Origin of the sequence: Chryseobacterium camelliae, assembly GCF_002770595.1 — a bacterium.
GTDB lineage: Bacteria > Bacteroidota > Bacteroidia > Flavobacteriales > Weeksellaceae > Chryseobacterium > Chryseobacterium camelliae.
In genome coordinates this window covers 3,351,948-3,368,554 of sequence record NZ_CP022986.1, presented here as the reverse complement: position 1 = coordinate 3,368,554, position 16,607 = coordinate 3,351,948, and the positions used below count along the sequence as shown (strand labels likewise).

The 16,607-nt window shown below is 44.8% G+C and carries 4 protein-coding genes, 2 tRNA genes and 3 rRNA genes; 1 reads left to right on the top strand and 8 read right to left on the bottom strand.

From position 1 onward, the window contains the following. The first annotated feature begins 35 nt into the window (after positions 1 to 35). Entirely contained in the window at positions 36 to 1,664 is a 1,629-nt protein-coding gene (locus CGB83_RS15600) for an acyl-CoA carboxylase subunit beta (protein ID WP_100076635.1), read from the top strand. Positions 1,665 to 2,229: 565 nt separating this feature from the next. Here CGB83_RS15600 and rrf read toward each other — a convergent pair. From rrf to sov, 8 genes are all read right to left on the bottom strand, one after another. Beyond that, positions 2,230 to 2,338: ribosomal RNA gene (gene rrf, locus CGB83_RS15595) — 5S ribosomal RNA — on the bottom strand. A 188-nt stretch (positions 2,339 to 2,526) separates the two neighbouring features. Further along, positions 2,527 to 5,282: ribosomal RNA gene (locus CGB83_RS15590) — 23S ribosomal RNA — on the bottom strand. 206 nt (positions 5,283 to 5,488) lie between these two features. Further along, positions 5,489 to 5,562, bottom strand: a tRNA-Ala gene (locus tag CGB83_RS15585). 103 nt (positions 5,563 to 5,665) lie between these two features. Then, a tRNA-Ile gene (locus CGB83_RS15580) sits at positions 5,666 to 5,739 on the bottom strand. 216 nt (positions 5,740 to 5,955) lie between these two features. Further along, positions 5,956 to 7,472, bottom strand: a 16S ribosomal RNA gene (locus tag CGB83_RS15575). The 16S, 23S and 5S rRNA genes sit together here with 2 tRNA genes alongside, the layout of an rRNA operon. A 1,217-nt stretch (positions 7,473 to 8,689) precedes the next feature. Then, on the bottom strand, positions 8,690 to 8,986 hold the full coding sequence (locus tag CGB83_RS15570; RefSeq protein ID WP_335621863.1) for a VanZ family protein: 297 nt from the start codon (positions 8,984 to 8,986) through the stop codon (positions 8,690 to 8,692). A 55-nt stretch (positions 8,987 to 9,041) separates the two neighbouring features. After that, positions 9,042 to 9,419 (bottom strand): glycine cleavage system protein GcvH, encoded by a 378-nt coding sequence (gcvH, locus tag CGB83_RS15565; RefSeq protein ID WP_100076633.1) that lies wholly within the window; start codon positions 9,417 to 9,419, stop codon positions 9,042 to 9,044. 105 nt (positions 9,420 to 9,524) lie between these two features. Then, positions 9,525 to 16,601, bottom strand: a complete 7,077-nt coding sequence (sov, locus tag CGB83_RS15560; protein ID WP_100076632.1) for a T9SS outer membrane translocon Sov/SprA — start codon at positions 16,599 to 16,601, stop codon at positions 9,525 to 9,527. Between the last annotated feature and the right edge of the window lie 6 nt (positions 16,602 to 16,607).

Genomic DNA, 16,607 nt, shown 5'->3' with positions numbered 1-16,607 from the left:
AAAAATAGTATCTTTAGGCAACAAAATAGAAATTTATGGACATTGAATTTAACAAGAGGGAAGATCAGAACAGGTTAAAGCTTTCTGAAATCAACCGTCTGCTTTCCGAAATAAAGAAAGGCGGCGGAGAAAAAAGACTTCAGAAGCTGCGTGAGGAAGGAAAAATGACTGCGCGTGAACGGGTTGAATATCTCCTTGATAAAAATTCAGATTCTATAGAGATCGGTGCTTTTGCCGGGTATGAAATGTATGAAGAGCACGGTGGCTGTCCTAGCGGTGGCGTTGTCGTGGTGATGGGATATGTTTCCGGAAAGCAGTGCATTATTGTGGCCAATGATGCCTCCGTTAAAGCGGGTGCCTGGTTCCCGATTACTGGTAAGAAAAACCTGCGTGCACAGGAAATCGCCATGGAAAATAAACTGCCGATCATCTACCTGGTTGATTCAGCCGGCGTTTACCTGCCGATGCAGGATGAGATCTTTCCGGATAAGGAACATTTCGGTAGGATCTTCAGGAATAATGCCAAGATGAGTTCTATGGGGATCATCCAGATCTCTGCCGTAATGGGCAGCTGTGTTGCCGGAGGGGCCTACCTTCCTATCATGAGCGATGAAGCAATGATTGTTGATAAAACAGGATCTATTTTCCTGGCGGGAAGTTACCTGGTAAAAGCGGCAATCGGAGAAAGTATTGACAATGAGACTTTGGGCGGTGCGACAACTCACTGTTCTATATCCGGCGTTACGGATTACAAAGCCAAAGATGACCAGGACGCGCTAAACAGGATCAAAAAAATTATGAAGTCCATCGGAAGCTATGAAAAAGCCGGTTTCGACCGTACGGAAGGTTTCCCTCCTAAAGAAAACTCAGAAAATATTTTCGGTATCATGCCTGCTTCACGCGCCGAACAATACGATACTTATGAAATCATCAAATGTCTTGTAGACCAGTCAGAATATGACGAATACAAACCGGATTACGGGAAAAGCATTGTCTGTGCTACTGCAAGAATAGACGGATGGTCCGTAGGGATTATTGCTAACCAGAGGAAGATGGTGAAGAACGGTAAAGGTGAAATGCAGTTCGGAGGCGTTATCTATTCCGATTCTGCAGATAAAGCAACCCGGTTTATCGCCAACTGTAACCAGCGGAAGATTCCTTTGGTATTCCTGCAGGATGTAACAGGATTTATGGTAGGATCAAAATCCGAACACGGGGGCATCATTAAAGACGGTGCAAAGATGGTGAATGCGGTAGCTAATTCCGTAGTTCCTAAGTTTACGGTCATTACCGGGAACTCTTATGGAGCCGGAAATTACGCTATGTGCGGAAAGGCTTATGACCCAAGGCTGATTGTTGCGTGGCCGTGGGCAGATCTGGCCGTTATGGGCGGTGCCCAGGCTGCTAAAGTTCTGGCTCAGATCCAGGAATCTACCCTTAAAAAGCAAGGCAAGGTTATCTCCGAAGAAGATCACAAGGAACTTGTTGATACCATTTCAAAGAAATACCAGAAGCAGACTGAAGCTACCTACGCCGCGGCCCGTTTATGGACCGATGCCATCATCAATCCTATAGATACCCGTAAATGGATTTCCATGGGCATTGAAGCGGCAGATCATTCCCCTATTACAGAAAAGTTCAATCTGGGTGTAATTCAGGTTTAACAGAAACAAACTTTGATATAATATGGCCTTGCTTGATGCAGGGCTTTTTTTGTTGTAGAGCTTTTTTGTTCTAGAGTTGGAGAGTCTGAGAATCTGAGGGCTTTAGAGTCTGAGGGCTTTAGAGTTTGAGAGTATAAGTTACGAGCGATGAGCTTGGTGGTATCTGTATTATCTGGAAGATGTGATGATATCAATTGCTGGCAGCATAATATCTGACCTGAGTAATGCCTGATGCTTTGGCCTTTGCTTGTTGGCATTCTGATATTTCATGTAAAACATTAAAATGTAATCTCTAATCTCTCTGATATAGCATTTCTGTCTTGATTCCTGGCTCTGTTATCTATCTTCTATCCGTCTATCCTCTATTGTTCTATTCTCTATTCATCTGCTGTTCTGTTGGCTCGGTCTCCAGGTACTTTATTGCTTTGTGTTTGATCTGATATCTGGTGTCTTACATCTTGCCTCTTGGTTCCTGGCTCTTGATTCTTGATTCTTGATTCTTGTCTCTTCTCTGACTTCAGGGCATAAAAAAACCTCACACATTGCTGTATGAGGTTTATAAAAAAACTGGCGGCGACCTACTCTCCCGCTTGTCGCAGTACCATCGGCGCTGGTGGGCTTAACTTCTGTGTTCGGAATGGGAACAGGTGAGCCCCACCGCTAAAACCACCCTAAATAAGGTATATAATGTAGAATGTACTGTTGTATTGATGTAAAACGTATTCATGATTTTCATTAATACTTTTTACAAGGGTACATGTTACATATTTTATCGGTAAATTTCATCACAAAGGCAAAACCAGTAGCGCACTTATAAGGCTTGGCTTACAGCATACTGCTTTAAGCTTACTGCAACCTTATAGGCTATAAATCTACGGGTAATTAGTACTACTCGGCTATGCTGTTACCAACTTTACACCTGTAGCCTATCAACGTGGTCATCTCCCACGACCCTTAAAAGATGTCTCATCTTGAGGCGAGTTTCACACTTATATGCTTTCAGTGTTTATCTCTTCCAAACGTAGCTACTCAGCGGTGCACCTGGCGGTACAACTGATACACCAGAGGTTTGTTCAATTCGGTCCTCTCGTACTAGAATCAAGCCCTCTCAAACATCTAACGCCCGCAATAGATAGAGACCGAACTGTCTCACGACGTTCTGAACCCAGCTCGCGTGCCACTTTAATGGGCGAACAGCCCAACCCTTGGGACCTTCTCCAGCCCCAGGATGTGACGAGCCGACATCGAGGTGCCGAACCTCCCCGTCGATGTGAGCTCTTGGGGGAGACTAGCCTGTTATCCCCGGAGTACCTTTTATCCTATGAGCGATGGCCCTTCCATACGGAACCACCGGATCACTATGTCCTGCTTTCGCACCTGATCGACTTGTAGGTCTCACAGTCAAGCACCCTTATGCCATTACACTCTACGCACGGTTACCAAGCGTGCTGAGGGTACCTTTGAAAGCCTCCGTTACTCTTTTGGAGGCGACCACCCCAGTCAAACTACCCACCACGCAATGTCCTTCTAAAAGAAGTTAGGCTCCAAGTAAGTAAAGGGTGGTATTTCAACGTTGGCTCCACCGACACTAGCGTGCCAGCTTCAAAGCCTCCCACCTATCCTACACATTACTTACTCAAAGTCAATACGAAGTTATAGTAAAGGTTCACAGGGTCTTTTCGTCCCATTGCGGGTAATCGGCATCTTCACCGATACTACAATTTCACCGAGCTCGTGGCTGAGACAGTGCCCAGATCGTTACACCATTCGTGCAGGTCGGAACTTACCCGACAAGGAATTTCGCTACCTTAGGACCGTTATAGTTACGGCCGCCGTTTACTGGGGCTTCAGTCAAACGCTTCGCTTACGCTAACGCCCTTCCTTAACCTTCCAGCACCGGGCAGGTGTCAGACCCTATACAGCATCTTTCGATTTAGCAGAGTCCTGTGTTTTTGATAAACAGTCGCCTGGGCCTCTTCACTGCGGCCAGCATTGCTGCTGGCGTCTCTTCTTCCGAAGTTACGAGACTATTTTGCCTAGTTCCTTAGCCACGACTCACTCGAGCACCTTAGGATTCTCTCCTCGACCACCTGTGTCGGTTTTGGTACGGGTTGCTTCACTTCGGCTTTTCTTGGATCCAAGTTCACTACAGCAGCTTCGCCCGAAGGCTAGGCCTTGACTATTCCGTCAGTCTCCAGTAGCTACATTGAACCGTCCCCTTTTTAGTGTGAGCAAGTATGGGAATATTAACCCATTGTCCATCCACTACCCCTTTCGGGTTCGCGTTAGGTCCCGACTAACCCTCAGCTGATTAGCATGGCTGAGGAAACCTTAGTCTTTCGGTGAGGGGGTTTCTCGCCCCCTTTATCGTTACTTATGCCTACATTTTCTTTTCTATAAGCTCCACCAAGCCTCACGACTCAGCTTCTACGCCGATAGAATGCTCTCCTACCGATTAATTTAATTAATCCCATAGCTTCGGTAATATGCTTATGCCCGATTATTATCCATGCCGGACCGCTCGACTAGTGAGCTGTTACGCACTCTTTAAATGAATGGCTGCTTCCAAGCCAACATCCTAGCTGTCAATGCAGTCCAACCGCGTTGTTTCAACTTAGCATATATTTAGGGACCTTAGCTGTTGGTCTGGGTTCTTTCCCTTTCGGACATGGACCTTAGCACCCATGCCCTCACTGCCGACCATCATTTATTAGCATTCGGAGTTTGTCAGGAATTGGTAGGCGATGAAACCCCCGCATCCAATCAGTAGCTCTACCTCTAATAAACTATATATCGACGCTGCACCTAAATGCATTTCGGAGAGTACGAGCTATCTCCCAGTTTGATTGGCCTTTCACCCCTACCCACAGGTCATCCGAAGACTTTTCAACGTCAACCGGTTCGGTCCTCCACTCTGTGTTACCAGAGCTTCAACCTGCCCATGGGTAGATCACAAGGTTTCGCGTCTAATCCTACTAACTATGCGCCCTATTCAGACTCGCTTTCGCTCCGGCTCCGGACCTTAAGTCCTTAACCTCGCTAGTAAAATTAACTCGTAGGCTCATTATGCAAAAGGCACGCCGTCACACCATATCAGTGCTCCGACCGCTTGTAGGCGTACGGTTTCAGGTTCTATTTCACCCTTCTATTCGAAGTGCTTTTCACCTTTCCTTCACAGTACTTGTTCACTATCGGTCTTTCAGGAGTATTTAGCCTTGGAGGATGGTCCCCCCATATTCAGACAGGATTTCACGTGTCCCGCCATACTCATTTATCATCTATATATACCTTTCGATTACCGGGCTATCACCGTCTATGGCCGCACTTTCCAGTACGTTCTTCTAAATATATAAAGACTTTTGGGCTAATCCGCTTTCGCTCGCCACTACTTACGGAATCTCTTCGATTTCTTTTCCTCCGGGTACTTAGATGTTTCAGTTCTCCGGGTTTGCTCTCTAATAAATTAGAGTGACATGTCTTCAACATGCCGGGTTGCCCCATTCGGACATCTCGGGATCAATTCGTGTGTGCCAATCCCCCGAGCTTTTCGCAGCTTACCACGTCCTTCTTCGCCTCTGAAAGCCTAGGCATCCGCCATACGCCCTTAACGATTTCTTTCCTATTTTTAGGTTACTCAAGCACTTATAAGTGCTCGGTTTTCTCTTTGTGATGTCTTTACCGTTAATGTCAATGATCTTATTTGCTTGTACTTAAGTAACCAAGTAATATGTATTAATGACGGCTCCGTCATTATGTAGAATACACATATCCTTTTATTACCCTCATACATCATACTTCTGTACCGTAGTACTCCGTACAATATGTGGAGAATAAGGGAGTCGAACCCTTGACCTCCTGCGTGCAAGGCAGGCGCTCTAGCCAGCTGAGCTAATTCCCCCTCTAGTTAAGATTAAAAAATTTAGAGATTTTGAGATTAAGAGATCTGCTCGCGCTAATTTCTTAATTCCTTAATTTCTCAATATCTTAATCCCTTCAATTAGTAGTCTCGGGCAGGCTCGAACTGCCGACCTCTACATTATCAGTGTAGCGCTCTAACCAGCTGAGCTACGAGACTTCATGTAATTTTAAATTTTAAATTTTGAATTTTAAATTAATTTTCAAATCTAAAATCTATCATTTATAATCTAAAATCTCTTCCTCCCTTTTACTAATTTCTAGTGGGTTTGTATTTTTAATATAAATCAACCAATAAAAAAACTAAAGCTTTACTTTAAGTAAGTCCAACGTATCTTGCGATACTAATTTTGTTTATCGTCTATAAGACGCTCTAAAATGAGATGTTCCAGCCGCACCTTCCGGTACGGCTACCTTGTTACGACTTAGCCCTAGTTACCTGTTTTACCCTAGGCAGCTCCTTTTACGGTCACCGACTTCAGGTACCCCAGACTTCCATGGCTTGACGGGCGGTGTGTACAAGGCCCGGGAACGTATTCACCGCGCCATGGCTGATGCGCGATTACTAGCGATTCCAGCTTCATAGAGTCGAGTTGCAGACTCCAATCCGAACTGAGACAGGCTTTCGAGATTCGCATCACATCGCTGTGTAGCTGCCCTCTGTACCTGCCATTGTATTACGTGTGTGGCCCAAGGCGTAAGGGCCGTGATGATTTGACGTCATCCCCACCTTCCTCTCTACTTGCGTAGGCAGTCTTACTAGAGTCCTCAACTTAATGGTAGCAACTAGTAACAGGGGTTGCGCTCGTTGCAGGACTTAACCTAACACCTCACGGCACGAGCTGACGACAACCATGCAGCACCTTGAAAATTGCCCGAAGGAAGGTCTATTTCTAAACCGATCAATTCCCATTTAAGCCTTGGTAAGGTTCCTCGCGTATCATCGAATTAAACCACATAATCCACCGCTTGTGCGGGCCCCCGTCAATTCCTTTGAGTTTCATTCTTGCGAACGTACTCCCCAGGTGGCTAACTTATCACTTTCGCTTAGTCTCTGAATCCGAAAACCCAAAAACGAGTTAGCATCGTTTACGGCGTGGACTACCAGGGTATCTAATCCTGTTCGCTCCCCACGCTTTCGTCCATCAGCGTCAGTTAAGACATAGTGACCTGCCTTCGCAATTGGTGTTCTAAGTAATATCTATGCATTTCACCGCTACACTACTTATTCCAGCCACTTCTACCTTACTCAAGACATGCAGTATCAATGGCAGTTTCACAGTTAAGCTGTGAGATTTCACCACTGACTTACACATCCGCCTACGGACCCTTTAAACCCAATAAATCCGGATAACGCTTGCACCCTCCGTATTACCGCGGCTGCTGGCACGGAGTTAGCCGGTGCTTATTCGTACAGTACCTTCAGCTATTTACACGTAAATAGGTTTATCCCTGTACAAAAGAAGTTTACAACCCATAGGGCCGTCGTCCTTCACGCGGGATGGCTGGATCAGGCGCTAACCCATTGTCCAATATTCCTCACTGCTGCCTCCCGTAGGAGTCTGGTCCGTGTCTCAGTACCAGTGTGGGGGATCACCCTCTCAGGCCCCCTAAAGATCATCGACTTGGTGAGCCGTTACCTCACCAACTATCTAATCTTGCGCGTGCCCATCTCTATCCACCGGAGTTTTCAATATCAAATGATGCCATTTAATATATTATGGAGTATTAATCTTCCTTTCGAAAGGCTATCCCCCTGATAAAGGCAGGTTGCACACGTGTTCCGCACCCGTACGCCGCTCTCAAGATCCCGAAAGATCTCTACCGCTCAGCTTGCATGTGTTAGGCCTCCCGCTAGCGTTCATCCTGAGCCAGGATCAAACTCTCCATTGTATGTTTGTCTTGGCTCACTCAAAGTTTTTTAACGCTTTAGTTTTTCCTTACTTGGTTGTTATATTGTATGTCAATGATCTTTTTTCTTTCGCTTCCTACAAAACTACTTTCTCTCTGTCAGTGTTTCGCTTCGTATTTGCGAGTGCAAAAGTAAAACTTTATTTTGATTTGACCAAATGTTTCTGAAAGAAATTTTAAAGTTTTTTTTTCTTAACCTTAACCCTCTCTAAACCCTTAGGTCATCTACTCCTGCGCTCCCGTTGTTTGGGATTGCAAAGATACAAAACTTTTTAACTCCCACAACTTTTTTTTCAAAAAGTTTTTCAGCAATCAATCCGATTTCATCGTATCTCTAAAGTAACTCTCTTAAAATTATACCGCTTATCTAAAAGCCCTTCTGCGCTTACTGATATACTCTCGTTTTCAGTGGGGCAAAGATAGAACCTTCAACCCACAACTTCCAAATTTATTTAACATAAAGTTCATATTAATTTTACTTTGTGGGGAAAATGGTACGGTAGGGCCCTGTAATAACAGCACTTACGAGAACAGCTGTACTTATCCACAGGGATCATCGCATAAGTAATGGGTAATGGGTAATGAAAGATAAATGATAACTGATGAATGATGATTGATCAATGATGAATGATATGTTATGAGTTATAAATTATGAGTTATGAGTTATAAGTTTAGCTTACAGGGATTAATGAGCATGCGGACATGTTCATGATAATATCAGTACTTATCAATGCAGAGGCTTTATAATAATAATGATGGAAGACGATCGTTGTACTATCACAACTTTAAAGTAATATGATGTCAAGATATATATAAAGGATGTCTAGGAATATCTGAAAATTAAACGGTATATCAGACACAAGATTTTAGATTTCAGATGCAAGACACCAGACATTAGATATTAGATATTAAAGGTAAAGCATTAAGAAAATAATTATAATTCATGACTCATCACTCTTAATCATCAATCATCAATTATCTTCCATTGCTCATTGCTCATCACCTTTCAACGCTACATCCCTCCCACCCTCTAACGCTTTAGCCCTCTACCTCTCCAACCCTGTCCTCTGCCCTAGCCCCGATTGCAGCGGGTACCCCGCAGCACGCCCCGGTAAAAGCAAAGGCGCGAGGAGTATGAGCGGAAAGCGGGAAAAGGCTCCAAAAAAGGAGAATAGAAATAAAAGGAAAAATACTGATAATTAGAAGAAACGTCTGATCAGGACTTTATAAGCCGTATATCCGATCAGGCAACCGATGGCGTCTGCCACTACATCCAATGTTTCCATGGATCTGCCGAGCCCCATCTCTTCCTGGAGGATTTCGGTGAGGAAAGCATAGATAAGAATGATCTGAATGAAGTATGAGAATCTGATTTTGGGAAAGGCTGCTATCAAACAAAAGCCCAATGCAGCAAAGATACTCAGGTGCAGTACCTTGTCGATGCCGTTGAACATAAACCAGTATTCATGGTTTTCTTCTCCCGGCTTGAGGAGCATATAAGTAAGAAATGCCCAATAAATGGGCAATATCTTAGTAAATATGTTTGAAATCTTATCCAATGACTTCCTGGTATTCTTCAGCAGAAAGCAATTCGGACTGATCTGCACCATCAGCTAATTCCACTTTGATGATCCATCCTTTTCCATACGGATCTGAATTCAGAAGCTCCGGCTGATCTTCCAGCTCTGCATTGAATTCAATCACTTTCCCCGCTACCGGCAAGAATAGGTCTGAAACTGTTTTTACCGCTTCTACACTTCCGAAAACCGCACCTCCTTCAAGATCGTCATCTACAGTATCCACGTCCACATATACGATATCTCCCAGCTCTCCCTGAGCGAAGTCTGTAATACCGATGGTCGCTACGTTACCTTCAATTTTGATCCATTCGTGATCTTTGGTGTACTTTAATTCTGATGGTGTGTTCATTTTTAATTTTATTTTGTACAAATGTATTTAAAATTCCAGAAGCTTCAAATATCAGATATAAAAAATGTCTTCCGAATTGAAAGACATTTTTTATTTACTGCATTTTTAGAATCCTCCCGAATCCCCAAAAGTGAACGTCGCGGATAGTCCGGCTCTGATCGTAGACAATGGGAATGCTGTTGAGATCTTGTATCTTGAGGTCATCTGTTCGTAGAATACCCTTAAATTAAGGTTTTGGGAAACATTATAGTCTGCGGACAGCTTAATGTTCAGCAGCCTTTGTCCTCCGGTGATCTGAGAGTCATCAAGAAGGATGTTGGTGATGCTGGTCCGGCTGTCTCTCAGTGAGAAATCCCCTCTGATGTTAAGGTCGGCACCTTTGGCTTTCCCTCGTCCCCGGACGTTGGTCATTCCCAATGTGAAATTACGGATGATATATCCTACCCGGACAACATATTCCGAGTTGGCATCTTCGGTTAAGGTATGGTTCACCAATCCGAGGAGCAAAGTCCTCATCCTGTTGTACTGTAATCCGAACTGCATATTGTTTCTCATGGTTACATCTACACCAATCAACGGAGAGAAGTTTTCCACATAACCCACCTGCGCAAAAGTGAATGGATTGATATAATCCCCGTTGACATCAAGTCGGTCTTCCAAAGGCTTGCTCAGGCTGTTGAAGTAATCAATGCTTGATTGTACACCGCCCGCTGTATAGGTAGCCGTGTATCCGTGCAACAGGTCGAATTTCGAGAATTGCCCATTGATGATCGGGATGTTCCTCAGACCTGAATAGGTAATCTTCCAGTTCGGCAGCGGCAATCCTGCTTTTTTAGCATCACCGATCTGCTTCGGAGCACTTCCTTCAACTGCAGAACGGAAGGCTGGAATCAGAACATATGCATTGGCAATACTGTGTCCCTGGGTAAATCCATCGGCACCGAGCGCACCGCCCAACTGCTGGGAGATAATCTTCGCATTCTGCCTGATCGACTGGTACACCGCCTGGCCATCTGTAAATGAAGTTTTCAACAGGATGACCGAATTGGAATACGTTACCAGGTCATTGGCAAAAGTATAGTCAGGATTGGCAAAGCCTGATGCATCGACATAATTGAAGCCCGTATGGGAGAAATTGCGGTTATACGTGTGGATCCCGTTCAGGTCTATCCTGAAATCGCTGATCGGCACTACCTGAAGATTAGCCCTCAGCTCCCGTGTAGACATCCGCACATACGGGTCTGTCATATACGGGGAATTGCTAACCCATCCATTTTCCATCACGATGCGCCTTACATCAGCCTGTGACCCTAAAAGGAAGCCTACGGTAGGTCCACCTAATGTCTGCCCGTAACCGTACCAGTTCGGTGCAGACAATATTCCGGGAAGTACGGTTCCGTTGTTCTCAGAATAGTTAATGTCCAACTGCCTGAATGAGGTCAGCAGATAAGCGGCACTCTGGAAAGGAGTCAGCCTGTTTTTGAACTTATATCTTTTAAAGCTGAACTTCTTCTTTTCCCATTGCTGGGTATAGGCATTATTCAGGGAATCGATTTCCTGTCTTCTTTTCTGAAGCTTTGTCGAAATATTCTTGAAATATTTGAACTGCCCGAAGAACCTGTTAAAGTCTGCTGTAGCAGTAGCCTGGATAACATTGGTATTCTGCCCTATCGATCCTAAGCTTTCAGGCCTTCCACTATCCGGGTTGACAAATGATGTCATTACGGTACTTCTCGCATTCCAGTTGTAGGTAAATCCGTACCCCAGTTCTGCATCGATGAAATCCAGGAAAGGGAAGTACTGGAACGGCAGCTTGTAATTCAGCTGTACCCTGTGGTTGTACAATACCGGCCTACCTGCCCTGAAAACATTTCCGAATATCGAGGTATTATCCATCATATTCACATCCATGTTATCATTCAGGGTTCTCATGGCAGAATTAATTTCAAGCTTTAAAGATTTCGTGAAATTAAATCCTAGACCGTACTGCCAGCCAAAATAGAAGTTCCTGTTTTTGATGGCTGCAAATTCATCAGCGTAATTCCCGTTGAGGATGGCATCAATATTCCTGAACTCAAGTTCATTGTAGTTCCTGTCGATCTCTGTACGGAAGGACAGCCTGGTCGGAACCGGATTGAAATTGAATTCTTTGACCCATCTCAGGTATTTGGTTGACTTGGCCGTATCACTGATCATTTTATTGAACGGCTTTATCACCCAAGGCTTAAATGTATAGTTGTAATCAACATATCCTCTCAGGTACTGCCTGTAATTTCTCTTGGTATAAATATCCCGGTAGAAATCATCATTGTAGACGGCCGTTACCGAGACGTTTTCTATATCATAGAATTTCGGTTTGCTTTGCTGGTTCACTCTTTCTTTCCGCATATTGACTACCCCGATACTTCTTTGCTGGGTATAGGTTCTCGCTACCTTTTTCAGTTGCTCCTTATTGGCGGCTTTGCTGAATTCCACATCGGTATCCAGAGGGTTGTACTTCGGATCTTCAATGGTTTGCGAATAGGAATAGTTCAGAGGGATTTTCACCCCTGTCTTTTCCGGAAGGAGCTTGTCTACATTCACCGCGGTATTGATGCTGAATGCCGATTGCGTAGACTGGTTTCTTTCCGCCGGCTTGGAATCAATGTTCCCGAAACCTACAGAAGTATAGGAAGCACTGGTATTCACGACGGCAAAATCTCCCAGGTTGAAGTTTAGGCTGGCATTTCCGGCATATCCACCATCATTTTCAATTTCAGAAAGGCGGATTTCATTGACCCACAGGATTCTGTTGATAGGTGAGCCGGAAACTCTAGTGGGTTCATGCCTGATACCGATCATAATAGTGGTAACATTACCCAGACTCGGTCGACCTTTGATATAAATCTTCTTAAAGTTGACACCACCACCAAATACAGGGTCTGCACGTCTGGCTACGATTCCTGTAGGGAAGCTCTTGTCTCTCCTAATTTTGGCATCCACGAAATCCTGGATGTCTAAATCCACTTCGTTATCCATCGGCCAGATTTCCATTGGTGTTGTAGCGGTTTTAGGAGTGATCTGAAGGGATGCTTCGTATTCATAATAATTATCTGTAGCATCACTACCAAAACGGATAAAGAATTTAGTCCGCTGATCCATACCGGTTACCTGGTTATCTATATCTTCCGCATGGACAAATAATTTCAGCTTCTTATACCTTCTCATGTCCAGAGTCGTATTCTTAAATACCCCTCTCGCTTCTCCTGCCGGAAGGGCACGTGATTTAAGATACAAGGAAGCTTCATTCTGCCTCTGCGCTCCGGCATTTCCGCTTAAAACCTGCCTGTCTATTCCCGGAGGCAATACATACGGTGGCTGGTTCAGGGCATTCTCTTCAATATTTACACTTCCGATTTCAAAGTTACCCGGATCAGTGACATTAGCTGTTCCTTCATTGGTTGCAGGATCAGTTCCGGAAACGGCAATATTCTTAGGATACCTTCTCCAGTCTGAACGGACCAGATCCATGGTGGCAAACCTTAACGTAGAGGTCTGGTCAAAACCTTTCAGCATCAATCTTGCAAAACGTACATTGTTCAGGATTGAAATATCATGATTACCGCCTGATCCCGCCATATTAATATTAGAGACCGGAATCCTGAACAGGTACCATTTCACCTGTGAAGTCTGCCCGTTCTGGAACTGAGCCTGAACAGTTTTTACATCTACGATATTGTTGTTCGTTCCCAAGCCAAGGCTTGCCTGGTCAAGGTTGACTACATATTCATTATAATCTTCTGTCTGGTCAAGGTTATAATCCTTGTTGATATCTTCTGCATCCGGAGTCTGCGTAGACACCTCCAGGGAGTTGCTCTGCGAGTTGCCTTCAGGACCCCTGAAATATTTGTACCTCTGTACGAGGGATGAAGCCTGTCCACCGGTAAATTTTTCCGATAAATAAAATACGAAATCATCCACAGCAGGGTCGGAAACATTGGTTACCGGATTGATGAAGGTATTCCCGAATTTAGCCGCTTCCTGATCAGACGTCAGACCATCATATCCTGCATCCTGCGCAGTCCTGTCCGCACCTTCACTTGAGAATGCATAAAGAATCGGAGGCTGTTTCGGCTGCACCCCTAAATTGGAATTGGTTGTGGTAGACGGAACTGATGGCGTCGGCAATCCGTTTTCGTACTGCATATAACCATCTTTGAGGATATCTTCCGATACGTTTCCTAACTGCAGTAAAAGTTTTGGCGCTGCTCCCAGGGTATTTCCATCCGCATAAGGATCCATCATCCAGAATTCCACATATTCGATATTGGAGTTTACAAAGTTGGATACGCTGATCGGCCTCATGATCCCTGCCCAACGCTGCTGGGTGGTTTCTGTGTTCGGATTGACGTTATAAGGACCTCTTTCCTGAGGATAGTAAGAAATATCAAAAGTATTAGTAAAGGTCTGCTCACCGGCCACAAAATCCCTGTTGTTGTAAATCTCAGAGAACTGCACCCTTCTGGAAGCATGGTTGGAAACCGACTGCGGTGTAATACCGGCCGGAGCCCTTCCGCCTACCCCCCAGAACCTTGGGTCAATATTATACCAGGATAGCAATCCTCTTCCGAAACCATTCGTAAGGCTGTTCCCTGCTCCTGCTCCCTGGAATAAAGGATCCGACTGGTTTTTTTCCGGTTTTGAAGCCAGGCTCCAGGCAGTTGGTTCCTTTAGGGAGATCTTGGAGGTTGTCTGCTCAAAGTCGTCAATATACGACTGGTCATTGGTTCCCTTATTGATTCCCGGAAGCAAATAGGCTGCTTCCATCTTAAAGTTCAGGTTGGATGGCGCTTCGGTTTTTACCAATGGTAATTTATCGGTAAGCCTCGTCAGGAATGGTAGCTGATTGTTATACATCAGATTGATGCCCGCCATGGTATTATTTACGGCTTCCTGTCCGTAGTTGACTTTCTGGGTCAGCGGAGATTCGGAATAATTGACTACGGTTCCTCCCAGGATAAAGTTTTCACTGAACCTTCTTTCGAGGTTAACTCCCAAAAATCTTTTCCGCTGGGTGTTGAAGGTCAGTTGGTTCTCCAATGAAATATTGATTGCCTGTCCGGACTGTTTTACCTGTTCGTTGATAATGGTCACGGTTCCCAGCATATAATCGACCGTATAATCTACTCCTTCGGTCAGCTGCACCCCATTGGCGCTCACTTTTACGGATCCCTGAGGAACATTCACTGCGCCTAAGGAAATCCCCTGCCCTTGCGTTCCTTTGTACCGGCCTTCAAGGGTATACCGCTGGGACAGATTGCTTGAAATAGCCTGCTGTTTCTGCTGGGTATAAAGATCGGAGTAAACATACTGCGGATTGTTGCTTCCCAGTACCTGCGCCATATAGCTACCGAACGGCTGTACTTTTGTAAAGATCAGCTTACCGGTTTCCGGCCTGATGGTAATTCCGTTGACAAAATCGAAAATCCCGTCTCCTGTTTTTCCTCCGTTGGTCTGCAAGTCACCGTTAAGGTTCAGGCGGTCCCAGTTAAGCAATTTCAGGAGGTTGGTATCCTGAACGGAAGTATTCGGAAGGTAATTGACTTTACCTCCGGTCTGCGCATCCCTGTACAATACGTTCAGGATGAATCCGTCCGGATTTACCTGGCTTGCATCCAGGGAATAGATATTCTTCATCATCAGGTCCCACATCGGCGATGTGGTTTTCACGCTGCTGTTGGACCTCAGCACTTTGGTTACCAGTACCTGGCTCTCTTCTGAGAACTCCCCTACTTTATACACCTGATTGGATCCGTTGACGGTATAAGAATACGAGACGGCAAGGAGCTGCCCGTCATTCAGCCTCTGGTTCAGGGAAATATACCCTAACTGTGGCTGAAGGATATATTCATTGGTATTAAGACGTCTAGCTTTTTTATTGAAAATGAACTGTTCGCCGTTCTGATACGTTTCGGTAGAGCCCGGGAAGGTCTGTCCCTGCAGAATATCACCGTAGTTCGTTCCGGCATCCCTTGTTCCCATAGTTGTGGACACTGACTGGTACAATCCGTTCTGGCTGTTATCCGGTAATCCGGAAGCACCTTCACCCAAATCCCTGATCCCGACAATACTTTTCTGATAAGCCAGGTTACTGTTCCCCTGATCCAGCACCCATACTTCCAGACGGGTAATATTAATTTTGGAATTGATCTGAGGATAATTCAGCAAAGCATTGTCATAGCCGTTAACGAAATAGTGACCTAAAAAGTAGTGCTGGTTATCTTCATAATCTATGGCATTCAATTTGAATGTATTCATAACGCCACCACCCTGTACGACGATATTCCTCGCTTCACCCTGCTGCTGAGAAAGCACTACGGTTCCGTAGGTTTTCCCGAGCTGAAATTCGGTTTTCACCCCGAACAAGGACTGCGATCCCCGGATCAGACTGGTTGAAAGCGGCATATTTACATTACCGAACTCAACTCTTTTGATAATTTTATCTTCTCCTCCCGCACTGGGTTTATTAACATCGTCCAGACCTTTGGACTGAAGGTCTTTCCAGCTTCCTTTGGACTGCCAGACAAGATTCATCCTGTTTTCAAAGGCAAATCCGCTCTGAGTATCATAATTGGCTTTGAGCTGAAGGTTTTCACCTACTTTTCCCAACAATCCAAGCTGGATCCTCTGATCAATATCAAAAGTAAAGCTGGTCCTGTTCTGAGGCAGGATCAGCGGGTTGTCAATTTTCTGGTATAATCCGGCAAAGTCGAAAGATGCATATCCCGAAGGAATGATTTCAATTTTATTGCTTCCGAAAATGGTTTCAAAAAGCCGGTTGTTGATGGTTAATGAAGGAATAAGCCCTTTTCTTGCAGCAGCTGCCTTGTCTTTCCTGAACATCAGGCTGTACCGGTCTGATTTTTCTTTGTAATAAGCCCTGGACTGGTTAGCCAGCATAAAGAGTTTATAATCTTCCGGAGACATGGCTACAGGAGGCCCTGTGAAGGTGTTGCCTACCTTGGGATAGACATAGTACATCCCGGTCTTTATATCATAGTACGCCTCGTACTGGGTTGGATCTGCCAGCTGATAATCTTTTTTAATGATTGCCGTATCCCGTACCTGCTGTGCAGAGGCACCTATGGAAATACATAAAAAAGACAGGAACAGGAATATTTTAAGATACTTATTCTTTGCCACCAAGTG

Coding starts and splice junctions, on each gene's coding strand:
- CGB83_RS15600 (WP_100076635.1), top strand. CDS start 36: ATGGACATTGAATTTAACAAGAGGGAAGATCAGAACAGGTTAAAGCTT.
- CGB83_RS15570 (WP_335621863.1), bottom strand. CDS start 8,986: ATGCTCCTCAAGCCGGGAGAAGAAAACCATGAATACTGGTTTATGTTC.
- gcvH (WP_100076633.1), bottom strand. CDS start 9,419: ATGAACACACCATCAGAATTAAAGTACACCAAAGATCACGAATGGATC.